We start from the raw sequence: 26189 nt of genomic DNA on the forward strand, positions 1-26189 counted from the left end.
AGTTCCCCGCGCCCCTTAAGGGCCTACGGCCCTTTCGGGCCGAAAAAGCACGGGGCGCAGCCCCTGCTTTTTCAGGGGCGCGGGGAACTGCGCGAGCAACCACACACCACCCGCACCCGCCGACGAGACCCGCACCCCCGAGCTATAAGGCGCCCCGGTCAACCCTTGACCGCACCGGTCAGCATCCCCTTCTTGAAGTGTTTCTGGACGAAGGGGGAGAGGACGGCGACCGGCAGCAGGGCCATGACCATGACCGCCATCTGAACGGCCAGCGGCGAGAGCTGACCCGTGTTGATCTGGGCGGAGAGACCGACCGGACGTTCCTGTTTCTGGACGAGCTGGATCATGACGTTCTGCAGCGGCATCATGTCCTGGTCGGTGAGATAGATGGACGCGTTGAACCACGCGCTCCAGTAACCCACCGCGTAGAAGAGGGCGATGACCGCGAGGACCGCCCTCGACAGCGGCATCACGATCTGCCACAGGATGCGCCAGTCACCGGCCCCGTCGATCCGCGCGCTGTCGACGAGCTCCGGTGAGATGCCCATGAAGAACGAGCGCAGGACCAGGATGTTGAAGACGCTCACCGCGCTCGGCAGGATCAGCGCGAGATAGGTGTCGGTGAGACCGAGGGCCTGCACCAGCAGATAGGTGGGGATGAGGCCCGCGCCGAAGAACATCGTGGCGAGCAGGGTCATCAGGATCCAGCGGTGCCCGAGCGAGCCGATGCGGGAGAGGCCGTAGGCGCACAGCACCGACACGGTCATGCTGAACAGGGTGCCCACCACCGTCACCCCGACGCTGACCAGCGCGGCCGTCTGGACCTGGCCGCCGCTGAGGAGCTCCTTGTAGGCGATGAAGGTGATGCCCTTGGGGATGACGACCAGGCCACCCGCCGCGTCGATGGTCTTCTTCGTCTGGAGGCTGGTGACGATGACGATCCACAGGGGGAAGAGGATCGCGAAGCAGGCGAAGCCGAGGGCGATGCCCTTGCCCGCGAGGCCCGCCTTGGCCGGTTCCTCCTCCCAGACCGGGCGGGGCGGCGCGGCCCAGCGGCTCGGCTTTGCCGCCGCCGGCTCGTCGACCGGCTTGGCCGTGTTGTCGAGGAGTGCGCTCATTTCTTGTACACCCCCTGCTCGCCCATGAGATGGGCGACCTTGTTGGCGGTCAGGACCAGGGCGAGGCCGACCACGCCCTTGACGAGTCCCGCGGCGGCGGCGTAGCTGAAGTCCTGGTTGCGGATGCCGTTCCACCAGACGTAGGTGTCGAGGACGTCGGAGGCGTCGACGCCCACCGCCTGCCGTTGGAGCAGCAGTTGTTCGAAGCCGACGGTCAGGGCGTCGCCGACGCGCAGCACCAGCAGCAGGGCGATCACCGGGCGCAGGGCGGGCAGGGTGATGTGCCACATGCGCCGCCAGCGTCCGGCGCCGTCCATCGCGGCGGCCTCGTACAGGTCGTGGGAGACGGAGGAGAGCGCGGCGAGGAAGACGATGATGCCCCAGCCGGCGTCCTTCCAGATCATCTCGATCGTGACCAGGTACTTGAAGATCTCCGGGTTGGTCATCAGGTCGAAGCCGTCGTAGCCGTGCTGGCGGAGGGTCTGCGCGATGACGCCCGCCCCGCCGAAGATCTGCATGAACACGGTGACGACGAGCACCCAGGAGAAGAAGTGCGGGAGGTACATGATCGCCTGGGCGACCGCCCGGATCCGGGGCCGGACGATGCTGTTGATCAGCAGCGCCAGCAGGATCGGGATGGGGAAGAACAGGACGAGCTGGAGGAAGAACAGCACGAAGGTGTTCTGCACCGCGTGCCAGAAGGCCGAGTCCGCGAAGATCCGCTCGAACTGTTCGACGCCGACCCAGGGGCTCTGGAAGATGGCGACGAAGCCGTTCTCGCTGAGGTAGGGGTCGTAGTCCTGGAAGGCGACCACATTGCCGAGGATCGGTATGTAGTTGAAGACCAGGATCAGCAGGACCGCCGGCAGCGTCATCAGGATCAGCGTGCGGTCGCGCCGGAATCTGAGGCGGAGGCTCAGCCTGCCCGCGCGTTCCGCCGCGCGCTTCTCCGCGCGCCCGCCCTTGGATCCGCCGCCCCCGCGCCCGGTCCCGGTGGCGTCGTCGGACGCTCCCGGGGTCCCTTCGGGGGTCTTCGCCTCGGCCCTGGACCGGGGCACCGTGCTGTGGGACACGGCCTTCTCCTCGCCTCGGCCCCGGGTCAGTTCGCCGAGCCGGTGTCGTCGAGCAGCTTCTTGTACCAGTCGCGCAGACCGTCGCCGCCCTTGCTCTTCCAGTCGGACACCGCCTGCTGGACATCGCTGATCTTCTTGCGGCCCCGCACGACGTCGTCCTCCAACTGCTCGAAGTTGTCGGCGAGGTTGGCCCAGCGGTTCGGCTCGGTGACGGTCAGCCCGAAGAAGGAGGACTTCTTGGTGAAGGCGCCCATCCGCTGCTGCCACTCGACCATGCCCTTGGTGACCTCGGGGAAGTCGGGGTAGGCGACGTACGCGGCGGGGTTGCCGGTGTAGTCGTAGGCGCCGTTGACCTCGTTGACGCCCTGCGTGGTCTTGACCGGCAGACCCTTCTTGATGTCGTAGTCCGTGCCCTCGACGCCGTAGGCGGTGAGCATGAACTCCTTGGTGCCGTAGGGCGCGGCGCAGTAGTTGCAGAGGGCGAGGAAGTCCTTGATCTGCTGGGCGGACGCCTTCTTGCTGACGAAGGTGAAGATGTTGGCGGGCTGGACCGCCCACAAGGTGGGGTCGCCGCCGTCGGCGCCGAAGATGTCGAACGCGGCCATGTCGAAGTCGGAGTTCTGGGTGGCCTGTTCGGAGACCGAGCCCCACCATGCGGAGATGTTCCCGTTGAAGACCAGGGACTGACCGGCCGTGAACCGGTTCCGCGCGTCGCCGCCCGCCTTCCCGGAGACGGCGTCCGGGTGGACCACGTCGGCGGCGTAGAGCTTGCGCGTCCACTCCAGCGCTTCGAGGTACTCGTCGGTCTCGACGCGGTTGATCAGCTTGCCGTCGACGAGGTTCCACCAGAGCGCCTTGTCGCTGGCCCCGAGGACGCCGAAGAAGTTCCACGCCGACCACTTCATGTCGTCGCAGGCCCAGACCTTCGACTTGGCGTCGGTGGCCTCCTTCGCCCAGGACAGGAACTCGTCGGGGCTCGTCGGGACGCTGTAGCCCTTCTTCTCGAAGATGTCCCGGCGGTACATGGGCGCGATGTCCGTGACGTACGAGGCGGGCATCGGGATCGCGCGCAGCTGGCCGCCGAAGATGCCGCGCTGCCAGGCCTCGCTGGGGACGGCCGCGAGGTTCGGGTACTCCTTGACCTTGTCGCCGGAGAGGTACGGGCCGAGGTCGGCGAACTTGGCGTTGATGGCGCTCGGTATCTTGCCCATCAGGTTCCAGCCGGGGACGACCACCACGTCCGGGATGTCGCTGGAGGCGAGGACCGCGCCGAGCTTCTGGTCGTAGGTGACGCCGTCCTGGTTCTGCCAGGTCACCTTGACGCCGCTGGCCTCGTTCATCGCCGTGTAATAGGGGTTGTCGCCCTTCGGCGGGGTGCCCCAGAACGGTGCCATGACCTTGAGCGCGCCGCCGCTGCCGAGCTTCTTCGGGACCGACGTCTTCAGATCGGCCGTGGCGATGGCCTTGCTGAAGCCGGCCGCCGAGCCGTTCTTCGACGGGAGGTCGGGCGCCACGACGGTCGACGCGACGAACGTCGGAAGGATCTTCTGCGCGTCCTTGCCCGACGTCGCACCCTCCTTGCGGCCTTCCTGCGAGCCGCCGCAGGCGGACAGCAGCGGCACACCCCCCGCCACTACGGCGGCGGCGACCGCCGTGGAGGCGAGGAAGCTTCTCCGGCTGGGCGCGGCGGAGGTGGCGGAGTTCGGCGTCATTGCGTCAACCCTTCATGGCGCACACCAGGACACCCGGCGGTGGCCGTCGGCTGCGGTGTCTTGAGTGGAACTGGCTGTGCTGAAGCGAGGGAACTGCCGACCGGCGGAGGGAGGTGAGCACGCGAAGCGTTTCCCTCCACAGTCGAAGCGCTTCGATGTTGCTGCGAGGTTAAGTGAACGACCGGGGGTGCACAAGGGTCGATTCGCAGATTCCTCGGAGGTGTGAGCGACGCGTGGATGACCGGAACGCCCCCTTCCCACCTTCGATATCCCGGCCTGTATGACGGTGAGGAAACGGATCTGTTGCGCCTTGGTCTCTTGACACCCACCCCACGGTCGAATGAGCATCGAAGCGCTTCGAAAGCGCCTCGCCGCTCCACCGCAAAGGGATGCCCAACGTGACCGCACAGACGACGCCCACGCCGCCTTTCCGCGATCCGCAGCTGCCGCTCGCGAAGCGCATCGACGATCTGCTCCAGCGGCTCACCGCGGACGAGAGGATCGCGTTCCTGCACCAGTTCGCGCCCGCCGTGGACCGTCTCGGGGTGGCCGCCTTCCGCACCGGCCAGGAGGCCCTGCACGGGGTGGCCTGGATGGGCCCGGCGACGGTGTTCCCGCAGGCCGTCGGCCTCGGCGCCACCTGGAACGAGGACCTCGTCCGCCGCGTCGGCGAGGCCGTCTCCGCCGAGACCCGCGTGATGCGCGCCCGCGACGACCGCGTGGGCCTCAACGTCTGGTCCCCCACCGTCAATCTGCTGCGCCACCCCCTGTGGGGCCGCAACGAGGAGGGCTACTCGGAGGATCCGAGGCTGACCTCGGCGATCGCGACCGCGTACACCCGCGGCCTGCGCGGCGACCATCCGACGTACTGGCGCACCGCCCCCGTCCTCAAGCACTGGCTGGCGCACAACAACGAGACCGACCGCTCCACCACCTCCTCCTCGGTCCGCCCGCGCGTGCTGCACGAGTACGACCTGCGCGCCTTCCGCGCGACCGTCGAGGCGGGCGCGGTCGCCGGGGTGATGCCCGCGTACAACCTGGTCAACGGCCGCCCCAACCACGTCTCGCCCTACCTGGCCGACCAGCTGCGCACCTGGACCGACGAACCGCTGCTGGTCTGCTCGGACGCGGGCGCGCCGTCGAACCTGGTCGACTCCGAGCACTACTTCGACACCCACGAGGAGGCCACCGCCGCCTCGCTGCGCGCCGGCGTCGACAGCTTCACCGACCACGGCACGGAGAGTTCGACGATGATCGGACGAATCCGCGGCGCCCTGGAGCGGGGCCTGCTGACCGCCGACGACATCGACACCGCCGTCCGCCGCCAGCTCTCCGTCCGCTTCCGCCTCGGCGAGTTCGACCCCGCCACCGACCCGTACGCCGACCTGAAGGACTTCGACACCCCGGCCCACCGCACCCTCGCCCGGGAGGCCGCCGAACAGGCGATCGTCCTGCTGAAGAACGAGAACGATGTGCTGCCGCTCGCCGCGGACACCCGGATCGCCGTCGTCGGGCTGCTCGCCGACGAGTGCAAGCTCGACTGGTACAGCGGCACCCTGCTCCACCGCTCGACCCCGCTCGAAGGCCTGTACGACCGCTTCGGCGCCGAGCGCGTGACGTTCGCGGAGGGCGTGGACCGCGTACGCCTGCGGGCGCGGTCCACCGGCGCGCATCTGTCCGTACCGGAGGCGCCCGAGGCCGCCGACGAGACGCGCGGCGCGGAGGGCGCGCTCGACCCGGCGCTCCTGGCGGGCCGCACCGACCTGCCGCCGCTCACCACGGACGCGACCGGCACCGAACTGGCCCTCGTCGACTGGGGCGAGGGCGTGCTCACGCTCCGCGCGCCGGACGGCCGCTATCTCTCGGTCGCCGACGACGGACGCCTGCGCGCGTCGGCCGACCAGCCGGGCGGCTGGGTCGTCCAGGAGACGTTCCGCCTGGAGCCCTCCGGATCGCACGGGAACGGTCACCTCCTCAAGCACACAGGGACAGGCCGGTACGTCACTGTCGGCGCCGACGGAGTAAAGGTTGCCGACGGCAATCCGGAAATCTTCGACCTGGTCGTGACCGAACGAGGCGAGACCTCCGTCACCCGGGCCGCCGCCGAGGCCGACGTGGTCCTCGTGGTCGCGGGCAACGACCCGCACATCAACGGCCGCGAGACCGAGGACCGCGCCTCACTCGCGCTCCCCGCCCATCAGGAACGCCTGCTGCGCGCGGCCCGCGCCGCCAACCCGAACACCGTCCTCGTCCTGGTCTCGGCCTACCCGTACGCGGTCGACCTCGCCGACCTGCCCACCGCCCTGTGGACCGCGCACGGCGGCCAGGCCGCGGGCACCGCCCTGGCCCGGGTCCTCGCCGGCGACGTCTCCCCCGCCGGGCGCCTCCCGCAGACCTGGTACGCCGCCGACGCGGACCTCCCCGACCTCCTCGACTACGACGTGATCGGCGCCCGTCAGACCTACCTCTACTTCGAGGGCGCCCCGCTCTTCCCGTTCGGCCACGGCCTGTCGTACACGGAGTTCGCGTACGAAAACCTGGTCGCTCTTGTGGGTGACGACGGGCTGACCGTCTCCTTCACCCTCACCAACACGGGCGCGGTGACCGCCGACGAGGTCGCCCAGCTCTACGTCCGCGCCGAAAACCCCTCGGTCCCGCGCCCGCGCCGCGAGCTGCTCGGCCACCGCCGCGTCACCCTCGCCCCCGGCGCCTCGACGGAACTGTCGTTCGAACTCCCCCTCTCCGACCTGGAGTTCTGGGACGTGGCCCACGGCACCTGGCACCTGGAGCCCGGCGCGTACGAACTCCTCGTCGGCGCGTCGAGCGAGGACATCCGCCTCCGTACGACCGTCACGGTCGAGGGCGCCCCGGTCGCCCCGCGCCCGGTGGTCACCCACGGCCTGGCCGCGGCGGACTTCGACGAGCAGCGCGGCACGGAGATCGTCGACCGTACGAGGGTGACGGGCGACGCGGTGACCCCGGCGGGCGACGGCCCCGGTGAACTGCTCTTCCAGAACTGCGACTTCGGCGCGGGCGTCACCGAGGTCGAGGTGGCGGTGTCCGGGCAGGGCTCTGTCGAATTCTCCCTGGTCGGCGGCCCGGTGCTGGCGATCCTGACGCTCGACACCCCCACCGCGGACCCGTACACCTACACGACCCTGCGCACCGCCGTCCCGGCCGCCGGCGTCCACGACGTCCACCTCGGACTGCGCGGCCCGCTGCGGCTGGCGCACGTCGGCTTCTCCGGTTGAGGGTCCGGAGACAGGCCGGCACACACAGAAGGGGCCCGGCACCGGAAGGCATCGGTGCCGGGCCCCTTCATCCCGGGATCTGCCCCGAGACTACATGAAAATGATTGTCACAAGCTAGGGGTGGAGCGAGACTGTTTCGCTCGCGCGTGCGGGGGTGCCTCAGAGCTGCAGCCCGGTCAGCACCATCACCCGCTCATAGGTGTAGTCGTCCATCGCGAAGCGCACGCCCTCACGGCCGACCCCGGACTGCTTGGCGCCGCCGTACGGCATCTGGTCGGCGCGGTAGGACGGGACGTCGCCGATGATCACGCCGCCGACCTCCAGGGCGCGGTGGGCGCGGAAGGCGGTCTGCAGGTCGTGAGTGAAGACGCCCGCCTGGAGGCCGTACTTGGAGTCGTTGACGGCGGCGAAGGCCTCGGCCTCCCCCTCCACCTTCCGCACGGTGAGGACGGGCCCGAAGACCTCCTCGCAGGAGAGGGTCACCTCGGCGGGTACGTCGGCGAGGACGGTCGGCGCGTACGAGGCGCCGTCGCGCTTGCCGCCGGCGAGGAGGGCGGCCCCGGCGTCGACCGCCTCCTGGACCCACGTCTCGACACGCTTGGCGGCGTCCTCGCTGACCAGCGGCCCCACATCGGTGGCCCCGTCGGACGGGTCGCCGGTCACCTGGGCCTCGACCGCGGCGACGATGCGCGGCAGCAGCCGGTCGTACACGGAGGCGTCCGCGATCACCCGCTGGACGGAGATGCAGGACTGGCCACCCTGGTAGTTGGAGAAGGTCGCGATCCGGGTCGCGGCCCAGTCGAGGTCCTCGTCGCTCGCGTAGTCGGCGAGCACGACCGCCGCGCCGTTGCCGCCCAGCTCCAGCGTGCAGTGCTTGCGCGGCGCCGAGTCCATGATCGCGTAGCCGACCTTCTCGGAGCCGGTGAACGAGATCACGGGCAGCCGCTCGTCCTGGACGAGGGCGGGCATGCGGTCGTTGGCGACGGGGAGGATGCTCCAGGACCCGGCGGGGAGTGCGGCGGCCGCGTCCGCGAGCAGCTCTCCGATGATCAGACCGGAGAGGGGCGTGGCCGGGGCGGGCTTCAGGATGATCGGCACACCGGCCGCGATCGCCGGGGCGATCTTGTGGGCGCAGAGGTTGAGCGGGAAGTTGAAGGGCGCGATCCCGAGGACGACGCCCTTGGGGAAGCGTCGGGTGAGGGCGAGCCGCCCCTGTCCGCCCAGGTCGGTGTCGAGCCGCTGTGCCTCGCCGCCGTTGAACCGCCGGGCCTCCTCGGCCGCGAACCGGAACACGGAGACCGCGCGGCCGACCTCGCCGCGGGCCCACTTGATCGGCTTGCCGTTCTCGGCGGAGATCAGCTGGGCGATCTCCTCGGTCCGCTCGACGAGACTCCGGCTGACGTGGTCCAGGGCGGCGGCCCGCACATGCGCCGACGTCGCCGCGAACTCGTCCCGCACGGCGTACGCGGCGGCCACGGCCTCCTCGACCTGCTCGTCCGTCGGCACGCTCACCCTGCCGACCAGGCGGCCGTCCCAGGGCGAGTTCACATCGAACGTGGTCTCACCGGTGGCCTGGCGGCCGGCGAGCCAGAAGGCGTGGGTGGCGGTCATAGTCGATCCCGGCCCTTCGGTGGGTGGCACATGTGGTCTTCCGGCTCCACGGTAGGGCCGGGGCGGCGGGGGGTCGTTTGTCCGGCGCGTATGAGTGGGGGTGGGGGTTGCGCCGGAATGGTGGGGTGGGGGTCGCGTCAGCGGGGTGCGGGTGCGTCGTGGTTGCTCGCGCAGTTCCCCGCGCCCCTGAAGGGCCGCAGGCCCTTACGGGCCTGTGGCCCTTTCGGGCCGAAAAGCAGGGGCGCAGCCCCGCCTTTTCAGGGGCGCGGGGAACTGCGCGAGGAGCCCCACCGAACCCGCACTCACCCACCCACCCCAACCACCCCGCCCCTGACCCCACCCACCTCAACCACGCGGCGGGGGCGAGACCCCCGCCCTACTCCCCCGCCGCAGCCGTGGCCTTCAACGCCAGCCACAACTCCATCCGCACATCGGGATCATCCAGCGACCGCCCGAGAATCTCCTCCACCCGCCGCATCCGGTACCGCAACGTATGCCGGTGAACCCCCAGATCCGCCGCCGCCGCATCCCACTGCCCATGCCGCGACAACCACGCCCGCAGCGACGCCACAAGGTCCCCCCGCCCCGTCGCGTCATGCTCACGAAGCGGCCTCAGCAGACTGTCCGCGAACGCCCGCACCGCGTCGTCCCCGAGCAACGGCAGCACCGACCCGGCCGCCAGCTCCTCGTGCTCCACCAGACACCGCCCCCGCCGCCGGGCCACGGACAACGCCTGCTCGGCCTGCTTGTACGCCGCGGCCGCCGCGATCGGCCCGGCGGGCGCGGACAGCCCGACGACGAGTTCCTCCTCCTCGACGGCGACGGAATCCGAGGCCATGGCCACCGCGTCCCGCCCGACCGCCCGGGTCGTCTCCAGCCCCAGCGCGAACTCCCCGCACGCGGCCACCACCGCACCCCCGTCCACGGCGAGCACGACCAGCCGCTCCCCGTCGGGCACGACGAGCACCGCCTCCCCGGCCCGCGCGGCAGCCGCCTCCACCACCTCGACGAGCTGCCCGAGCAGATCCCCGTCCGCGTCGACACCGACCGCCGCCCGCCCGGCCTCCACCGCCGCCCCCTGCACAGCACGCGAGCCACTCGCACCCCCGGCGGCCACCCCCTCCACAGCCCCTACGGCCCCCACGGCCCCCTCCACCCGGGCCCGCGCCGCCGACGCCGAGGCCGACTCCGCGAGGATCACCCGGAACGGGGCGTCCAGCAGCTCCCCGTACAGATCCTGGGCGACGGCCCGCGCGTGGTCGCACTCCCCGGCCAGCAGCATCCGCAGCACCGCCGCACCGATCCGCTGCTCGGCGGCGTGCAACGAGCGCGACCGTTCCGTCGTGAGGGTCAGCAGGGCGATCGCGGAGTGGACGGCGTACCGCTCGGCCGTGCCCAGGGCCGCCGCCGTGCCGACGGCGAGCGCGGCGCGCGCCCGGCGCCCGGTGCCGAGGGAGTGCAGTTCGACGCGGTCCTCGCCGCCGACGACCGCGCTGGCCGGCGCGGGCCGGTCCCGCAGCCGTTCGACGTCGCCGGTGAGCCGCCCGGCCCGCCGCTCCGCCCACTCGGGCGCCACCGCGACGACCGCGCCGGAGGCGTCGTACAGGGCGGCCCATCCGTCGACCTGCCCGGCGAGCGCGCCGAGCAGCCCCTCGGGGCCGTCGGTCAACGCCTGCTTGGTGAGTTCCCGCTGCGCCGCGAAACCCGCCGTCACGGCCCGGTACTGCTCCGCGGCGATGGCGGCCGACACCGCCTTGCTGATGGCGAGGAAGGGCGTACGCCGGGGCACCTCCAGCAGCGGCAGCCCCTCCCCCTCGGCCGCCGCGACGAGCGCCTCGGGGATGTCCTCGTAGTGCACCCCGACGGCGAAGCCGAGCCCGACCACCCCGGCCCCCGCCAGCCGCCGCACATAGCGCCGCATCGCCTCCGGGTCCTCCGCGTCCAGCTTCAGCGCGGTGATCAGCAGCAGCTCCCCGCCCTCCATGTACGGCACCGGGTCGGCCAGCTCACTGGCGTGCGCCCAGCGCACCGGCACATCCAGGCGGTCCCCGCCCGCCCGCACGGTCAGCTTGAGCGCGGAGTGATGGACGAGCGAGGCGAGCGTCGGGGGCATGGGACCTTCAGGTCGACGGGGGCGTGGGCTTTTGGCCGCCGCGTATGAACAGCCTGTCCCGATTCTGCCTCACCGTACGATCACAAGCCCCACACGCCATCACCCGAATGGCTCAAACCGACCGGTGCCCCCGCTCAACCCCGCAGGTCCACCAGCAGCGGCGGCGCGTGCTCGCCCCGTACGTTCGTCAGCGACAGGACCGCGTGCCCCGGCGGCACACCGTGCGCCAGTTCGGAGGCGGACCACCGCTCCCGTTCCACCTGCCGTACGGTCACGGCCCGCGCGGTGGGCGCGTGGCCGGTGATCATCCGGCGCAGCGCGTGCCACGCCTTGCCGGCCGGGGAGTCGGCGATGATCTGCCGGTCGGTGACGTCCCGCGCCTCGGTCCACTCCTTGCCCCACACCTCGGCGAAGTCCTGCCCGTCCCACGGCGTGAGCCCGGACAGCGCCATCCGGCAGCCGGTGGCCCCGAGCAGCGGGCCGCGCAACGGCCGGGGCACGTCGTCGAGGGTGCGCAGGGTGAGGACCGTGCCCGCGTTGGCGGACCGCAGCCGCTGGATGCCGCGGACGGCCTCCGGGGTGACGACCCCGGTCGCGTCGTCCAGCACGAGACAGGCGAACAGCGACCGGTCCTCCCGTACGGCGACGCTCGCGGTGAACTGCGCCAGCACCAGCCGCGCCAGGATGCGCGAGGCGTCGGCGTGGCCGCGTTCGGGGAGGTCGATCCGGACCCGTACGGGGTGGTCGAGGGCCTTGAGGGAGAAGGGCCGGGACTGGCCGGATGTGTCGAAGAACCCGGCGAACGCGGGCCGGTCGAGCAGGGCGATCCGGTCGGCCAGCACGGAGCCGACGTCCCCGGGGTGCCCGAGCTGGCGTTCCCGCGCGTCCAGCTCCCGCAGAAGCGACTCCTGTCCGGCGTCCTGGAGAGTCTTGCGCAGCTCGCCCAGCGGGCCGGGGGAGCCGTCCAGCAGCTGCCGCAGCTGCGGCACCGACGGGAACCGCCCGTGCACCGCCCGGAACGGTCCCAGCAGCTGGGCCAGCACCGTGGTGGAACGCCGGCTGTCGCCGCCGGGGTGCGGGTCGGCGAGATCACCGACGAGCGCCTCCGCGAGCACGGCCGCGGCCTCGTCGGGGTCCGTGGTGCCGCCGTACAGATCGAGGTCGTACACGGACTCGGGGTTCCCGATGCGTACGACGACGTCGTACGCATCGGCCGGTCCGAGGCCCGCGCCCGCCGCGCCCACGACCACCACCGCGGCCCGTCCGGCGAGCGCGTGCAGACACAACGACTCGGCGACCGGCCACACCACGCTCCCGGTCTTGCCGGATCCGGCGGGGCCGACGGCCAGCAGGGACGTGCCGAGCAGTTCGGGGCCCAGCGCGAGGCCCGCGCCCCGGTAGGCGTACGGGTTGCGCGGGTCGTCGACGGTGCCGCCCAGGCGGACCTGCCCGGTGACCATGTCGTGCCTGGCGAGCCGGGTCGGCAGGTCCCGCTCCCCGGAGGGATGCAGACACGCGGCCGCCCCGTCCTTCAGCACCGCCCCGGTGAACGTCGCCAGACTGTGCCGCCCGCTCCGCACGCCCTGCCACGCCCGCATGATCCGCGCATGGTCCACATCCCGCATCAGCCCGGCCCCGGCCTCGGCCACCAGCCGCTCCGCGGCCTCCCGCGCCCCGGCCTCCCGGAGCTGGTTCCACTGGGCGGGGTCGTCCTGGGGAGCGGGAGCCTGCTCCAACGGTTTGGCGCGGAAGCGCGGAGCCACGAAACGACGCCACACCTCGCTCCAGCGGCCGAGCCGGGCCACCGCGGCAAGGATGATCAGGGCGACGAGCAGTTCGTAACCCCGGTACAGGATGAAAGTGCCGACCTGGCCTCCCTCCCCGGAACCTCCCTGCCAGGAGTCGGGAGCGATCAGATCGAGCGGGATCCACCACCAGTAGCCGAGATAGCCGTTCTGGAGCAGGGACCAGACGAGCCAGCCCACCAGGAACGCGATGAGGGCCCCGCCCAGCAACTGCCGTTTCGGGATCTCGTCGGGTTCCTCGTCGGGACGGGGTGTGTGCCCGAAACGCCACACGCCGGGTGCGGCGTCCGGCCGCGGTGCCCGCAGCCAGGCGAGGAAGGAAGACCCGTCAGGCATCGGGGGAACGCCTGGTGCGCGCGGGGGCCGAGGGGGCGCCGAAGGCATCTCCGGCGACCCCGTCGGGCGCGGCACAGGATTCGCATGCGTGCCCCGCGCGTCCCGCGTCCCGTCGCTGTTCATCGCGCCTGCCCCCTGACCAGCCGTTCCGTCCACCATCAGCGAGCCAATCTAACGCCCCCGCAAGGGGAGTTCACCGCTTACGCGGCCGGGCGGCCCGGGAACCGGCCCGCCCGTGACCCACCGGACACCCACGAGCCACCGATTCACCTCCGGCAACGCGCCATGTCCACCAAGGACAACACGCGCCGTCAACACCGCCCACATGGAGCATGCCCACCCACCGGTCGCCGCCCTAGCCTGCGAGAAAAGAAGACAAGCGTCCGCCAGACCCGTCCGAACCAGACCCGTCCGAACCAGACCCGTCCGTACGTGACCCGTCCGCAGGACCCCGTCCGCAAGACCCCAGGAGCCCCACATGAGCGCACTTCCTCAGGAGCGCCGCGTCGTCACCGCCATCCCCGGACCGAAGTCCCAGGAGCTGCAGGCTCGTCGTGTCGCCGCGGTCGCGGCGGGCGTGGGGTCGGTGCTGCCGGTGTTCACCGCGCGCGCGGGCGGCGGCATCGTCGAGGACGTCGACGGCAACCGGCTGATCGACTTCGGCTCGGGCATCGCCGTCACCAGCGTCGGCGCCAGCGCCGAGGCCGTCGTCCGCCGGGCCACCGCCCAGCTCCAGGACTTCACGCACACCTGTTTCATGGTCACGCCGTACGAGGGTTATGTCGCGGTCGCCGAGGCCCTCGCCGAGCTGACCCCCGGCGACCACGCCAAGAAGTCCGCGCTGTTCAACTCCGGCGCCGAGGCCGTCGAGAACGCTGTGAAGATCGCCCGCTCCTACACCAAGCGGCAGGCCGTCGTCGTGTTCGACCACGGCTACCACGGGCGCACCAACCTCACGATGGCGCTGACGGCCAAGAACATGCCGTACAAGCACGGCTTCGGGCCGTTCGCGCCCGAGGTGTACCGCGTCCCGGTGGCGTACGGCTACCGCTGGCCGACCGGCCCGGAGAACGCCGGCCCCGAGGCCGCCGCGCAGGCGATCGACCAGATCGCCAAGCAGGTCGGCGCGGAGAACGTGGCCGCGATCGTCATCGAGCCGGTGCTCGGCGAGGGCGGTTTCATCGAGCCCGCCAAGGGCTTCCTGCCCGCGATCGCGAAGTTCGCCGCCGACAACGGCATCGTCTTCGTCGCCGACGAGATCCAGTCCGGCTTCTGCCGCACCGGCCAGTGGTTCGCGTGCGAGGACGAGGGCATCGTCCCGGACCTGATCACCACCGCCAAGGGCATCGCCGGCGGTCTGCCGCTCGCCGCCGTCACGGGGCGCGCGGAGATCATGGACGCCGCGCACGCGGGCGGCCTCGGCGGCACCTACGGCGGCAACCCCGTCGCCTGCGCGGGCGCCCTCGGCTCGATCGAGACGATGAAGGAGCTGGACCTCAACGCCAGGGCGAAGAGCATCGAGGCCGTCATGAAGGCCCGCCTCACCGCCATGGCCGAGAAGTTCGACGTCATCGGCGACATCCGCGGCCGCGGCGCCATGATCGCCATCGAGCTGGTCAAGGACCGTACGACGAAGGAGCCGAACCCGGAGGCGACCGCCGCGCTGGCGAAGGCCTGCCACCAGGAGGGGCTGCTGGTCCTGACCTGTGGCACCTACGGCAACGTGCTGCGCTTCCTGCCGCCGCTGGTGATCGGCGAGGACCTCCTGACCGAGGGCCTCGACATCATCGAGCAGGCGTTCGCCGGCATCTGACGCGCTTCCGAACGCCTCCGACACGCGTGCGAGTGCCCTGTTCCGCAGGGATTCCGCAGGGATTCCGCGGCGGCACCGCAGGGCCCTCGCATACGGAATCCCTCATCCGCCTCCGACGTCCCACGCTTCCCGGAACCGGAACCCGAACCGGCGTCCGGCCCGGATTCCGGTCCCTGTGGACAACCGTCGGAGGCCGTGAAGAAGGTGTGCAAGGTGCATGACGGGTCCCGATTCCGCCTGTCGTCACCGCGTTCCCTGCCGTAGGTTCTCTTGCAGATGAGAGATACACCCCGCCCACAGGGGACTGTGGGTGACACCGGGTCGGGGCCTCCCCAGCTTCGCCCTGGTCGTGCCCTCGCGCACACACCCGGAGCTTCCGGCTCCGGATCTCCTCACCGATCGGATGGCCGCGCGTCCCAAACCCCCCGGGGCGTGCGGCACACCGATCCGGACGGCCACCCCCGAACCACCCCCCCTGTTCGGGGGTGGCCGACCACCCCCTCCGGCCGCCGCGCCGCTCTCCTCCTTCTCGGCCTCCCGGCCTTCCTCTTCGCGCTGATCACCTGGCAGGTCCTCGCGCGCGGCCCGCTGGCCCGCGCGGACGAACGCCTCAGCGACTCCCTGGTCCACCGGGGCGCCCCCACCCAGTTCCTCGCCGACCTCGGCAATGTCACGGTCGCCGTCCCGGTCCTCGCCGCCGTACTCCTGTACGTCGCACGGCGCGCGCGTGCCACCGGTCGGGACCACTGGTGGCGGCCGTCCGCCGCGGCGGCGCTGCTGATGGCGGTCGTCCCCGTCTGGGTGGTCCCGCTGAAGGAGCTCATCGCCCGCTCGGGCCCGCCGATCATGGGCCCCGGCACGGGTTTCTACCCCTCCGGCCACACCGCCACCGCATCGATCGCCTACGGCTGTGCCGTGCTGCTCCTGCTGCCCTGGCTGCGCGGCGCCCCCGCACGCCGCGCGGTCGTCGCCCTCGCGGTGATCCTGAACATCGCCGTCGGCTTCGGTCTGGTACGCCAGGGCTACCACTGGCTGCTCGACGTACTGGCGAGCTGGTGCTTGTGCGCGGCGCTGCTCGCCGCGCTGTGGTTCCGGGTGCGCCGATCCGCCGGATGAGGACATGGCGCCCGCCGGATGAGGACATGGCGCCCGTCGGGCGAAGGCGTCGGCACCCGCGGGCGGGTGTCCGCGTCGGCCGCACGGGCGGCCGACGAGAGCGCGGTGCGGCCGGGGGACGGCCGCCTCACGACATGTGGCGGTCAGCCCCCGGCTACCGCTCCTCGTCCCCGGCCAGGCTCGCCGCCGCCTCGTGCATCGCCAGTTCGAGCAGGGCCGGGTCGGTGAGGGTGCCGCTGCCGTCCGGTGGGATCAGCCAGCGGACGCCGCCGGTCTGCCGGCCCGGGTAGGGCACCACGATCCAGGTGCCGTGCCCCGCGCTGCGCACCCCCGTGCCGAGCCACCGGGACGCCGTGCCCGGCGGGACGAAGAACCCCATGCGGTCGTCGCCGAAGTCGACGAGCACCGGCCCGGGCTGGTCGATGATGCGGGTCAGAACGTCCAGCGTCGGATAGCCGAGGGCGCCCGGCAGGATCAGCACGTCCCAGGCCCTGCCCGCCGGAAGCAGGGCGACCCCCAGGGGGTTGCGCTCCCACTCCCAGCGGCAGGCCTCGGGATCCGGTGATACGGATGCCAGCCACTCGGCCGCCGTCTTGGCCCCAGTCATGACAGGGACCTTCCTCTCTCTAGAGCTCCGTCGGACGCGGTTTCGCGTCAGGAGCACAGACAGAGGTTGAGGGCGCGCATTACGCGGGTTCCGACCACTTCTTGGTGGTGAATGGGGTAACACGGTCCGGCAGGGCGTACGCCTGTTGATCACCCGTGCGCCTTCACGCCCCACCGGCCGGCGTTTCAGGGGGGTCCGGAGGCCGCCTCGTCAGCTGTCGAAGCCCAGCCCGAGCCGGTCCATCGCCTTGAGCCACAGATTGCGACGGCCCGCGTGGGAGTCGGCGCGGGCCAGGGACCACTTGGTGAGGGCGATCCCGGTCCAGGCGAACGGCTCCGGCGGGAACGGCAGCGGTTTGCGGCGGACCATCTCCAGCTCGGTGCGTTCCGTACGCTCCCCCGCGAGCAGGTCGAGCATGACGTCCGCGCCGAACCGGGTGGCGCCCACCCCGAGCCCCGTGTAACCGGCCGCGTAGGCGACTCTGCCCTGGTGGGCGGTGCCGTAGAACGCGGAGAAGCGGGAGCAGGTGTCGATGGCGCCGCCCCAGGCGTGGGTGAAGCGGACGCCCTCCAGCTGCGGGAAGCAGGTGAAGAAGTGGTCGGCGAGCTTGGCGTAGGTCTCCGGCCGGTCGTCGTACTCGGCGCGCACCCGGCCGCCGTACTGGTAGACCGCGTCGTAGCCGCCCCACAGGATCCGGTTGTCGGCGCTGAGCCGGAAGTAGTGGAACTGGTTGGCCGAGTCCCCGAGCCCCTGCCGGTTCTTCCAGCCGATGGACGCGAGTTGCTCGGCGGTGAGCGGCTCGGTCATCAGGGCGTAGTCGTAGACGGGGACTGTGTACGCGCGGACGCGCTTGACCAGGCTGGGGAAGATGTTGGTGCCGAGCGCCACCTGCCTGCTACGGACCTGGCCGTAGGGGGTGCGGACGGCCATGCCGGTGCCGTACGCCTTCAGGTTCAGCGCGGGCGTGTGTTCGTACACGCGGACGCCGAGGCGCAGGCAGGCCCGCTTCAGGCCCCACGCCAGCTTCGCGGGGTGCAGCATGGCGACGCCCCGGCGGTCATACAGACCCGCCTCGAAGGTGGGGGAGGCGACCTGGTCGCGGACGGCGTCGGCGTCGAGGAACTCGATGCCGTCGGCGAGGCCCTTGCGGGCGATCTCGTCGTACCAGTCGCGCAGTTCCCAGGCCTGGTAGGTCTCGGTGGCGACGTCGATCTCGCCGGTGCGTTCGAAGTCGCAGTCGAGTCCGTGGCGGGCGACGGCGGCCTCGATCTCGTCGAGGTTGCGGGCGCCCAGCTCCTCCAGTGCGTGGATCTCGTCGGGCCAGCGGGCGAGGCCGTTGGCCAGGCCGTGGGTGAGCGAGGCGGCGCAGAAGCCGCCGTTGCGGCCGGAGGCGGCCCAGCCCACCTCGCGGCCTTCCAGCAGGACGACATCCCGCTGCGGGTCGCGCTCCTTGGCGTTGAGCGCGGTCCACAGTCCGCTGTAGCCGCCGCCGACGACCAGCAGATCGCAGGTCTCGGCGCCGGTGAGCGCGGGCTCGGGGTGGGGCTTGCCGGGGTCTTCGAGCCAGTACGGGACCGGCTGTGCGTCGGAGAGGGACTTTGTCCAACGGTTCATGGCGCTTGGGGCCATGATTTCAACTCCCTACGGCGTCGACAGGGCCTCAGACCTCGGGTCTCAGGCTTTTTGCTTCTTTCTGCGATTCCCGATGGCCATTCCGGCCACCACGAACAGTACGGCGATCAGGAACATGGCCGTACCGATGACATTGATCTGCACGGGTGTGCCGCGCTGTGCCGAGCCCCAGACGAACATGGGGAAGGTGACGGTCGACCCCGCGTTGAAATTGGTGATGATGAAATCGTCGAAGGAGAGCGCGAAGGCGAGCAGCGCGCCCGCCGCGATACCCGGGGCGGCGATGGGCAGGGTGACGCGGACGAAGGTCTGGACGGGCCCGGCGTACAGATCCCGCGCGGCCTCCTCCAGCCTCGGGTCCATCGACATCACGCGCGCCTTGACGGCGACCACGACGAAGCTGAGGCAGAACATGATGTGGGCGATGAGGATCGTCCAGAATCCCAACTGTGCACCCAGATTGAGGAACAGGGTGAGCAGGGAGGCGGCCATCACGACCTCGGGCATCGCCATCGGCAGGAAGATCAGCGAGTTGACGGCGCCCCGCGCGCGGAAGCGGTACCGCACCAGCGCGAAGGCGATCATCGTGCCGAGGACGGTCGCGCCGAGGGTCGCCCAGGCGGCCAGCTGGAGGCTCAGCGAGAGCGAGCCGCAGAGGTCGGCGACGCCGCACGGGTCGGTCCAGGCGGCCGTGGAGAATTCCTGCCACTCGTAGTTGAAACGGCCCTTCGGCTGGTTGAAGGAGAAGACCGTGACGACGACGTTCGGCAGCAGCAGATATCCGAGCGTCAGCAGTCCCGCGATGACGACGAGACGGCGCTTGAGCCAGTTCTTGAGCCGGTTTCCGAAGGCCATTTAAACCAGATCCTCCGTCCCGGACCTACGAATGTAGACCGTCACCATGAGAAGGATCGCGGCCATGAGAATGAACGAGAGCGCCGCCGCCGTCGGATAGTCGAGGATCCGCAGGAATTGGCTCTGGATGACGTTGCCGATCATCTGGGTGTTGGTGGAGCCGAGGAGTTCGGCGTTCACGTAGTCGCCGCTCGCCGGGATGAAGGTGAGCAGCGTCCCGGAGACGACGCCCGGCATGGAGAGCGGGAAGGTGACCTTGCGGAACGTCGTGAACGGCTTGGCGTACAGATCGCCGGCCGCCTCGTGCAGCCGTCCGTCGATGCGTTCGAGGGAGGTGTAGAGCGGAAGGATCATGAACGGCAGGAAGTTGTACGTGAGGCCGCAGACCACCGCGAGGGGTGTGGCGAGCACGCGGTCCCCTGCGGTGAGGCCGAGCCAGCTGGTGACGTCGAGGACGTGCAGGGTGTTGAGGGCGCCGACGACCGGGCCGCCGTCCGACAGGATCGTCTTCCAGGCGAGGGTGCGGATCAGGAAGCTGGTGAAGAACGGGGCGATCACCAGGATCAGGATCAGATTGCGCCAGCGGCCCGCACGGAAGGCGATGAGATACGCCAGCGGATAGCCCAGCAGCAGGCACAGGACCGTCGCCGAGCCCGCGTAGAGCACCGAGCGCAGGAACTGCGGGTAGTACTCGCTCAGCGCGTCCCAGTAGGTCGCGACATGCCAGGTGACCTGGTAACCGTCCTCCAGGGAGCCCGTCTGCACGGACGTGGAGGCCTGGTAGACCATCGGCATCGCGAAGAAGACCAGCAGCCAGATCAGGCCGGGCGCGAGCAGCAGATACGGCGTCCAGCGGCCCCGTCTGCGGGGCGGTTTCCCGGTGGCCGGGACGGGTGCGAGGGGTGGTGGCGCCTCGGCTTCGGCGAGGGTTCCGGTCGACATCAGACGGCCGCCCCCTCGTCCACGCCCGCGTCGATGTCCTGGGCGGCGTCGAGCCCGAACGTGTGCGCGGGGTTCCAGTGCAGGACGACCTCGGCGCCGGGCACGAGCCGGGTGTCGCGGTCGATGTTCTGGACGTACACCTCGAACTCGGGACAGACCGAGCTGTCGATCACGTACTGCGTGGAGACACCGATGAAGCTGGTGGCGGCGATCTTCCCGGTGATCCGGTTGCGGCCGGTCGGTATCTCCCCGGCGTCGTCCGCGTGGGTGAGGGTGATCTTCTCGGGGCGGACGCCGACGAGGATCTTGCCGCCGGTCGTGGCGGGCGCGGGACATCGCGCCTCGGGGAGCACGAGCTTGCCGTCGCCCGCCTTCAGCACGAGGTCGCCGCCGCTCTTCGAGTCGACCTCGGCCTCGATGAGGTTGGAGGTGCCGAGGAAGTTGGCGACGAAGGTGGTCCGCGGGTTCTCGTACAGATCGGTGGGCGAGCCGAGTTGTTCGACCCTGCCGCCGTTCATCACCGCGACGGTGTCGGCCATGGTCATGGCCTCCTCCTGGTCGTGGGTGACATGGATGAACGTGATGCCGACCTCGGTCTGGATGCGCTTCAGCTCCAGCTGCATCTGGCGGCGCAGCTTGAGGTCGAGGGCGCCGAGGGGCTCATCGAGGAGCAGGACCTTCGGGTGGTTGATGAGGGCGCGGGCCACGGCGACGCGCTGCTGCTGGCCGCCGGAGAGCTGGTGCGGCTTCTTGCGGGCCTGCTCGCCGAGCTGGACCAGTTCCAGCATCTCCTCGACCTGCTTCTTCACGCTCCTGATGCCGCGCCGGCGCAGTCCGAAGGCGACGTTCTCGAAGATGTCGAGGTGCGGGAAGAGGGCGTACGACTGGAAGACCGTGTTCACCGGCCGCTTGTACGGGGGCAGGTTCGTCACGTCCTGGTCGCCGAGCCAGACGCTTCCGCAGGAAGGTTCCTCCAGGCCGGCGATCATGCGCAGGGTGGTGGTCTTGCCGCAGCCGGAGGCGCCGAGCAGGGCGAAGAAGGAACCTTCCGGCACGGTCAGGTCGAGCGGGTGCACGGCGGTGAAGGAGCCGTAGGTCTTGCCGATGCCGGAGAGACGGACGTCGCCGCCGCCCTCGGCCGTGCGCTTCTTTCCGGCCTTGCCGGTCTTGTCGCTGGTCATCGTCCTCGTCACGCCCCTGTCAGCTTCGCGAACTTCTCTTCGTACGCCGTCTCTTCCTTCTGGCTCAGGGAGCGGAAGGCGCGCGACTTGGCCGCCATGGCCGCGTCGGGAATGATCAGCGGGTTGTTCGCCGCGTCCGGGTCGATCTTGGCCAGCTCCGCCTTCACCCCGTCGACCGGGCACACGTAGTTGATGTACGCGGCGAGTTCGGCAGCCGGCTTCGGCTCGTAGTAGTAGTCGATGAGCCGTTCGGCGTTGGTCTTGTGCCGGGCCCTGTTCGGTATCAGCAGGTTGTCGGTCGAGGTCATGTAGCCGCTGTCGGGGATGACGAAGTCGACGTCCGGGGTGTCGGCCTTGAGCTGGACGACGTCACCGGCCCAGGCGATGCAGGCCGCGAGGTCGCCCTTGGTGAGGTCCGAGGTGTAGTCGTTGCCGGTGAAACGGCGGATCTGGCCCCGGTCGACGGCCTTCTGGAGGCGGGCGATCGCCGCGTCGTAGTCGTCGTCGCCGAACGTCGCCGGGTCCTTGCCCATGTCGAGCAGGGTCATCCCGATGCTGTCGCGCATCTCGGAGAGGAAGCCGATGCGCCCCTTCAGCTTCGGATTGTCGAGCATGTCGGAGACCGACTTCACCTCCTCGCCGTCGAGGGCCTTCTTGTTGAAGGCGATGACGGTCGAGATGCCCTGCCAGGGGTACGAGTAGGCCCGCCCCGGGTCCCAGTCCGGGCTGCGGAACTGCTGGGACAGGTTCATGAAGGCGTGCGGCAGGTTGGACGCGTCCAGCTTCTGGACCCATCCGAAGCGGATCAGCCGGGCGGCGAGCCAGTCGGTGACGCAGATGAGGTCGCGTCCGGTGTCCTGGCCCGCGGCCAGCTGCGGCTTGATCTTGCCGAAGAACTCGACGTTGTCGTTGATGTCCTCGGTGTACTTGACCTTGATGCCGGTGCGCCGGGTGAACTGGTCCAGGCTCGGGTGACGTTTGCCGCTGTCGTCGACGTCCATGTACTCGGTCCAGTTGGAGAAGTCCACCTCCTTCTCCTTGGCCGAGTGGTCCTCGGACGAGCCGCCCGAGGTGTTCTTCGCGGCGGGGATGCCGCAGGCGCTCAGCGCGCCGAGCCCGCCGATCGCGAGTGCGCCGCCGGTTCCGGCGCGCAGCAGCGAACGGCGGGTGAGGGCGGCCCTGCCGTTCCCGATGCTGCGCCGCATGGCGGCCACCTGGGCCGGGGACAGGCGGTCGGGCTCGTACTGCTCCATGCGCGTGGTGCCCTTTCGGAGGTGCCCTTTCGGGAGGGTGGGCGGGGACCGGCCGGGGGTCGGGCGGCCGGTCCCCCGGGCTGACTAGCGGTCCCCGAAGATCGTGCGGTGCCAGTCCTTCCTGGCGACCGCCGTGTTGTCGAACATCACGTGCTTGATCTGGGTGTACTCCTCGAACGAGTACGCGGACATGTCCTTGCCGAAGCCGGACGCCTTGTACCCGCCGTGCGGCATCTCGCTGATGATCGGGATGTGGTCGTTGACCCACACACAGCCCGCCTTGATCTCGCGGGTGGCACGGTTCGTCCGGTACACGTCCCGGCTCCAGGCGGAGGCGGCGAGGCCGTACGGGGTGTCGTTGGCGAGGCGGATGCCCTCGTCGTCGCTGTCGAAGGGCAGGACCACGAGCACCGGGCCGAAGATCTCCGACTGGACGATCTCGCTGTCCTGGGCGGCGTCCGCGACGAGCGTGGGCCGGTAGTAGGCGCCGTTCGCGAGGCCCCCCTGTGGCGCCTCTCCCCCGGTCACCACGCGCGCGTACGCGCGTGCGCGCTCGACGAAGGCGGCGACCCGGTCGCGCTGGACGTGCGAGATCAGCGGGCCGAGGTCGGTGCCCGGGGCGAAGGGGTCGCCGAGCCGGACGGTCTCCATCAGGGCGGCCGTCCGCGCGACGAACTCCTCGTAGAGGGGCCGCTGTACGTACGCGCGCGTGGCGGCCGTGCAGTCCTGGCCGGTGTTGATGAGGGCGCCCGCGACCGCGCCGTGGACGGCGGCCTCCAGGTCGGCGTCGTCGAAGACCACGAACGGGGCCTTGCCACCCAGTTCCAGGTGGAGACGCTTGACGGTGGCCGTGGCGATCTCGGCGACGCGCTTGCCGACGGCCGTGGACCCGGTGAAGGAGGTCATGACCACATCGGGATGGCCGACGAGATGCTCACCGGCCTCCTTCCCGGTCCCGGTGACAATGTTGATCACACCGTCGGGGATTCCGGCGTCGGTGGCGGCCTGCGCGAAGAGCAGCGAGGTCAGCGGGGTCAGCTCGGCGGGCTTGAGGACGATCGTGTTGCCCGCGGCGATCGCCGGGAGGATCTTCCAGGCGGCCATCTGCAGCGGGTAGTTCCAGGGCGCGATGGAACCGACGACACCGATGGGCTCCCGGCGTACGTAGGAGGTGTGGTCGCCGGAGTACTCGCCCGCCGACTGACCCTGGAGATGCCGGGCGGCGCCCGCGAAGAACGCGGTGTTGTCGACGGTGCCGGGCACGTCGAACTCACGGGTCAGCTTGAGCGGCTTCCCGCACTGCAGGGACTCGGCCCGCGCGAACTCCTCCGTCCGGTCGGCCAGGACCGCGGCGAAGCGGTGCAGCGCGTCCGACCGCTCGCCGGGGGTGGTCGCGGCCCAGCCGGGGAAGGCCGCGCGGGCGGCGGCGACGGCCGCGTCCACGTCGTCGGTCCCGGCCAGCTCGTAGGTGAGGACCTCGTCGCCGGTCGCCGGATCGACGACCGTGTGGGTACGGCCCGATGTGCCCTTCGTCAGGCGGCCGGCGATGTACTGCGCGCCGACCGCGAAGCGGTCCTGTGCGGGGAATCGGTCCGGGGTCGCGGTGCCCGGGTTCTGCATGTCGCTCTCCTCCGCCGGCGCCCCCTCTGTCCCCGGGGGCGGGTGGCGTAGCTCCAGCTCGATTTGAGTGCCGATCCTGGCAGAGGCATGCGGCACCAACAAGTGATTCCGTTGTTGCCTTTTGGTTACGCGACGGAATCTGTCGACCAGGTGTCCAGTCGGGACAGGAAATCGAGGACGGAATGTCAGTGGTGGCTGCCAGACTCTTCGACATGACGAAGATCGATTCTTGGGACACGCTGACGGAGGCGGTCCGCTCGGGGGCGAGGGTCAAGTACCTGCACTTCTGGGGGCACCGTCCGCTGCCCGACGGCCGGATCGGCGCGAGCTGTCTGAGCCAGTGGTGGCCGTCGCCGTTCACGGTGGACGGCGTGGAGTACGCGACGGCCGAGCACTGGATGATGGCGTCGAAGGCCCGGCTCTTCGGGGACACCGAGGCGGAGCGCAAGGCGGTCGCCGCGGCAGGTCCCGCGCAGGCCAAGAAGATCGGGCGGCTGGTGCGCGGCTTCGACGACGCCGTGTGGGAGCGGGAGCGCTTCGCGATCGTGGCGGAGGGCAGCTTCCACAAGTTCGCCGCCCACGCGGATCTGCGGGCGTTTCTGCTGGGCACGGGTCACCGCGTCCTCGTCGAGGCCAGTCCCCTCGACCGGGTCTGGGGGATCGGTCTGGCGGCGGACGACGAGCGCGCGATGGACCCCGCGCGGTGGCGGGGGCCGAATCTGCTGGGTTTCGCGTTGATGGCCGCGCGGGAGCGCTTCGCTGGAGTGCCTGTGCGCCAACCGTGAGTGGGGCAAGGGGGAGGGTGGGCGGGTGCGGGTGCGTCGTGGCCGCTCGCGCAGTTCCCCGCGCCCCTTCGGGGGCGCGCTACGCGCCGCCTTCTCCCCTCGGCAGCACCAAGGACAGTGACGTGGAGTAGCTGTCGTCGAAGGGGTCGGTGTCCGAGTCGTAGCCGTCGCTGTCGGACGCCATCACGATGAGGACGATGAAGCCGATGCCGAGGAGGATGCCGACGACTCCGCAGATGATGCCGGCCAGGGCGTGCCCCGGGTTGGTCGCCTCGCCCCGGCGGGCCTTGGCCCGGCCGATGAAGCCGAAGATCATGGCCATGATCCCGAGCAGGATCGCCAGCGGCCACAGACAGAACAGCGCGGCGGCGCAGATACCGAGCACCATCGCCGCGATCCCCATCCCATTGCTGGGCGGGGGCGCCATCGCGGCCCACGCGTAGCCCCCGCCGGGGGCGGGGTAGCCGGCACCGGGATGGCCGGGGGCGCCCGGGTACGCCGGGTACTGCGGGTAGCCGTACGGGACCTGCCCCGGCCCCTCGGGACCGATGGGTGGGGGCGGTACGGCGGCGCCGGGGGCGGGCGTGGCGTAGGCGGCGCCGGGCGCGGGCGGCGGGTAGGACGCGCGGGGTGCGTTGGGCGTGTAGGGAGTGTTGGGCGCGGGCGGGGCGAAGGGGTTGGGGGCGGGAGAGCCTGCGGGCTGCGCGCCGCCCGGCGGGGCGAACGCGCCGGGACGGGCCGGGGCCACGCCCGGCATGGCCATGACCGTTCGCTGGTCGTGCACCGAGGAGGAGGGTGTGGGCGTGGGGCTGCTCGGCGCCGGGGTGTCGGCCGGCGGGGCCCAGGGGTCGTGGGCGGCCGGAGTGGTGCCCTGCGCGGTTGCCGGGGTGGGCGCGGTCGGTGCGGTCGGCGCGATCGGCTTGTCCAAGGCGACCGTCGGGGCCGGTATCGCGTCCTCGGGCGACGCAGCGGCGCCCTGTGCGGTCGGCGCGGTTGCCGGGGTCGCTATAGGAACACCGTCCGCCACCGTCGGCAGGTCGGCGCCGCCCGCCGCCCGGGGCGGTACGGCCTCCTCGGTCACCGTCGGGAGGGTGGCGCCGTCGACGACCGTGGACGGGACGGCGTCGTCGACCACGGTCGGCAGGTCGGCGCCGTCGACCACCGTCAGCGGGACCGCGTCATCGGTCACCGTCGGGAGCGTCGCGCCGTCGACCACCGTCGGCGGCAGCGCGGTGTCTCCCTGGGGCGGTGCCCATGGGTCCGGCTGCGGGTCGGCCGGTGTTCTGGGAATCGGTGCCTCGTCGGACGGCATGAGTGGGTCCCCCTGTATGTTCCGCAGCGTTCCGTACCGTTCTGCGTCGTCGTT

The 26189-nt window shown here is 70.9% G+C and carries 18 protein-coding genes; 4 read left to right on the forward strand and 14 right to left on the reverse strand.

Annotated features, from left to right (window positions below):
* Nucleotides 1-158: 158 nt before the first annotated feature.
* Genes ACZ7MG_RS37325 through ACZ7MG_RS37335 form a run of 3 tightly spaced genes read right to left on the reverse strand, consistent with a single transcriptional unit; the run spans nucleotide 159 to nucleotide 3903 of the window.
* On the reverse strand, nucleotides 159-1118 hold the full coding sequence (locus ACZ7MG_RS37325) for a carbohydrate ABC transporter permease (RefSeq protein ID WP_471395400.1): 960 nt from the start codon (nucleotides 1116-1118) through the stop codon (nucleotides 159-161).
* Nucleotides 1115-2191, reverse strand: a complete 1077-nt coding sequence (locus ACZ7MG_RS37330; protein ID WP_471395401.1) for an ABC transporter permease — start codon at nucleotides 2189-2191, stop codon at nucleotides 1115-1117. The genes ACZ7MG_RS37325 and ACZ7MG_RS37330 overlap by 4 nt, the downstream gene beginning before the upstream one ends.
* Nucleotides 2192-2217: 26 nt before the next feature.
* On the reverse strand, nucleotides 2218-3903 hold the full coding sequence (locus tag ACZ7MG_RS37335; protein WP_471395402.1) for an extracellular solute-binding protein: 1686 nt from the start codon (nucleotides 3901-3903) through the stop codon (nucleotides 2218-2220).
* Between the two features lie 398 nt (nucleotides 3904-4301).
* Between ACZ7MG_RS37335 and ACZ7MG_RS37340 the strand changes: the two genes are divergently transcribed.
* Nucleotides 4302-7154: a glycoside hydrolase family 3 C-terminal domain-containing protein gene (locus ACZ7MG_RS37340; protein WP_471395403.1), complete on the forward strand. Its 2853-nt coding sequence runs from the start codon at nucleotides 4302-4304 to the stop codon at nucleotides 7152-7154.
* Nucleotides 7155-7313: 159 nt separating this feature from the next.
* On the opposite strand, the gene ACZ7MG_RS37345 is transcribed toward ACZ7MG_RS37340, so the two are convergent.
* The 3 genes from ACZ7MG_RS37345 to ACZ7MG_RS37355 form a co-directional block, all read right to left on the reverse strand.
* Nucleotides 7314-8765 (reverse strand): aldehyde dehydrogenase family protein, encoded by a 1452-nt coding sequence (locus tag ACZ7MG_RS37345; protein ID WP_471395404.1) that lies wholly within the window; start codon nucleotides 8763-8765, stop codon nucleotides 7314-7316.
* Nucleotides 8766-9141: 376 nt separating this feature from the next.
* Entirely contained in the window at nucleotides 9142-10878 is a 1737-nt protein-coding gene (locus ACZ7MG_RS37350) for a PucR family transcriptional regulator ligand-binding domain-containing protein (RefSeq protein ID WP_471395405.1), read from the reverse strand.
* Nucleotides 10879-11012: 134 nt separating this feature from the next.
* Entirely contained in the window at nucleotides 11013-13142 is a 2130-nt protein-coding gene (locus tag ACZ7MG_RS37355; RefSeq protein ID WP_471395406.1) for an ATP-binding protein, read from the reverse strand.
* Nucleotides 13143-13497: 355 nt separating this feature from the next.
* Here ACZ7MG_RS37355 and gabT point away from each other — a divergent pair, with 355 nt between their 5' ends.
* Nucleotides 13498-14832, forward strand: coding sequence for a 4-aminobutyrate--2-oxoglutarate transaminase (gene gabT / locus ACZ7MG_RS37360; RefSeq protein ID WP_471395407.1), 1335 nt, complete (start codon nucleotides 13498-13500; stop codon nucleotides 14830-14832).
* A 432-nt stretch (nucleotides 14833-15264) separates the two neighbouring features.
* Nucleotides 15265-15948, forward strand: coding sequence for a phosphatase PAP2 family protein (locus ACZ7MG_RS37365; protein ID WP_471395408.1), 684 nt, complete (start codon nucleotides 15265-15267; stop codon nucleotides 15946-15948).
* Between the two features lie 154 nt (nucleotides 15949-16102).
* On the opposite strand, the gene ACZ7MG_RS37370 is transcribed toward ACZ7MG_RS37365, so the two are convergent.
* The 7 genes from ACZ7MG_RS37370 to ACZ7MG_RS37400 all read right to left on the reverse strand — a co-directional run bounded on the left by ACZ7MG_RS37370 (nucleotide 16103) and on the right by ACZ7MG_RS37400 (nucleotide 24038).
* Complete coding sequence (locus ACZ7MG_RS37370; protein WP_471395409.1) at nucleotides 16103-16555, reverse strand: hypothetical protein; 453 nt, start codon at nucleotides 16553-16555, stop codon at nucleotides 16103-16105.
* Between the two features lie 210 nt (nucleotides 16556-16765).
* On the reverse strand, nucleotides 16766-18184 hold the full coding sequence (locus tag ACZ7MG_RS37375; RefSeq protein ID WP_471395410.1) for an NAD(P)/FAD-dependent oxidoreductase: 1419 nt from the start codon (nucleotides 18182-18184) through the stop codon (nucleotides 16766-16768).
* Between the two features lie 45 nt (nucleotides 18185-18229).
* Nucleotides 18230-19042, reverse strand: a complete 813-nt coding sequence (locus tag ACZ7MG_RS37380; protein ID WP_471395411.1) for an ABC transporter permease — start codon at nucleotides 19040-19042, stop codon at nucleotides 18230-18232.
* Nucleotides 19043-19984 (reverse strand): ABC transporter permease, encoded by a 942-nt coding sequence (locus tag ACZ7MG_RS37385; RefSeq protein WP_471395412.1) that lies wholly within the window; start codon nucleotides 19982-19984, stop codon nucleotides 19043-19045.
* Complete coding sequence (locus tag ACZ7MG_RS37390) at nucleotides 19984-21165, reverse strand: ABC transporter ATP-binding protein (RefSeq protein WP_471395413.1); 1182 nt, start codon at nucleotides 21163-21165, stop codon at nucleotides 19984-19986. Before ACZ7MG_RS37390 ends, ACZ7MG_RS37385 begins: the two co-directional genes overlap by 1 nt.
* 8 nt (nucleotides 21166-21173) lie before the next feature.
* Nucleotides 21174-22418 carry a polyamine ABC transporter substrate-binding protein gene (locus tag ACZ7MG_RS37395; protein WP_471395414.1) on the reverse strand — a complete coding sequence of 415 codons (1245 nt, stop codon included), beginning with the start codon at nucleotides 22416-22418 and terminating at the stop codon, nucleotides 21174-21176.
* An 84-nt stretch (nucleotides 22419-22502) separates the two neighbouring features.
* A complete protein-coding gene (locus tag ACZ7MG_RS37400; RefSeq protein WP_471395415.1) occupies nucleotides 22503-24038 on the reverse strand; it encodes a gamma-aminobutyraldehyde dehydrogenase in 1536 nt (511 codons plus the stop codon).
* 182 nt (nucleotides 24039-24220) lie between these two features.
* Between ACZ7MG_RS37400 and ACZ7MG_RS37405 the strand changes: the two genes are divergently transcribed.
* Nucleotides 24221-24823, forward strand: coding sequence for an NADAR family protein (locus ACZ7MG_RS37405; protein ID WP_471395416.1), 603 nt, complete (start codon nucleotides 24221-24223; stop codon nucleotides 24821-24823).
* Nucleotides 24824-24902: 79 nt separating this feature from the next.
* Here the strand turns inward: ACZ7MG_RS37405 and ACZ7MG_RS37410 are convergent, their stop codons facing one another.
* Nucleotides 24903-26135, reverse strand: coding sequence for a DUF4190 domain-containing protein (locus ACZ7MG_RS37410; RefSeq protein ID WP_471395417.1), 1233 nt, complete (start codon nucleotides 26133-26135; stop codon nucleotides 24903-24905).
* Between the last annotated feature and the right edge of the window lie 54 nt (nucleotides 26136-26189).

The sequence above is a fragment of the Streptomyces sp. NPDC107538 genome (assembly GCF_055657445.1).

Excerpts from the sequence above, each read along its gene's own strand:
- ACZ7MG_RS37325 (WP_471395400.1), bottom strand. The coding sequence starts at position 1,118 with ATGAGCGCACTCCTCGACAACACGGCCAAGCCGGTCGACGAGCCGGCG.
- ACZ7MG_RS37335 (WP_471395402.1), bottom strand. The coding sequence starts at position 3,903 with ATGACGCCGAACTCCGCCACCTCCGCCGCGCCCAGCCGGAGAAGCTTC.
- ACZ7MG_RS37345 (WP_471395404.1), bottom strand. The coding sequence starts at position 8,765 with ATGACCGCCACCCACGCCTTCTGGCTCGCCGGCCGCCAGGCCACCGGT.
- ACZ7MG_RS37350 (WP_471395405.1), bottom strand. The coding sequence starts at position 10,878 with ATGCCCCCGACGCTCGCCTCGCTCGTCCATCACTCCGCGCTCAAGCTG.
- ACZ7MG_RS37355 (WP_471395406.1), bottom strand. The coding sequence starts at position 13,142 with ATGAACAGCGACGGGACGCGGGACGCGCGGGGCACGCATGCGAATCCT.
- gabT (WP_471395407.1), top strand. The coding sequence starts at position 13,498 with ATGAGCGCACTTCCTCAGGAGCGCCGCGTCGTCACCGCCATCCCCGGA.
- ACZ7MG_RS37370 (WP_471395409.1), bottom strand. The coding sequence starts at position 16,555 with ATGACTGGGGCCAAGACGGCGGCCGAGTGGCTGGCATCCGTATCACCG.
- ACZ7MG_RS37375 (WP_471395410.1), bottom strand. The coding sequence starts at position 18,184 with ATGGCCCCAAGCGCCATGAACCGTTGGACAAAGTCCCTCTCCGACGCA.
- ACZ7MG_RS37380 (WP_471395411.1), bottom strand. The coding sequence starts at position 19,042 with ATGGCCTTCGGAAACCGGCTCAAGAACTGGCTCAAGCGCCGTCTCGTC.
- ACZ7MG_RS37385 (WP_471395412.1), bottom strand. The coding sequence starts at position 19,984 with ATGTCGACCGGAACCCTCGCCGAAGCCGAGGCGCCACCACCCCTCGCA.
- ACZ7MG_RS37390 (WP_471395413.1), bottom strand. The coding sequence starts at position 21,165 with ATGACCAGCGACAAGACCGGCAAGGCCGGAAAGAAGCGCACGGCCGAG.
- ACZ7MG_RS37395 (WP_471395414.1), bottom strand. The coding sequence starts at position 22,418 with ATGGAGCAGTACGAGCCCGACCGCCTGTCCCCGGCCCAGGTGGCCGCC.
- ACZ7MG_RS37400 (WP_471395415.1), bottom strand. The coding sequence starts at position 24,038 with ATGCAGAACCCGGGCACCGCGACCCCGGACCGATTCCCCGCACAGGAC.
- ACZ7MG_RS37405 (WP_471395416.1), top strand. The coding sequence starts at position 24,221 with ATGTCAGTGGTGGCTGCCAGACTCTTCGACATGACGAAGATCGATTCT.
- ACZ7MG_RS37410 (WP_471395417.1), bottom strand. The coding sequence starts at position 26,135 with ATGCCGTCCGACGAGGCACCGATTCCCAGAACACCGGCCGACCCGCAG.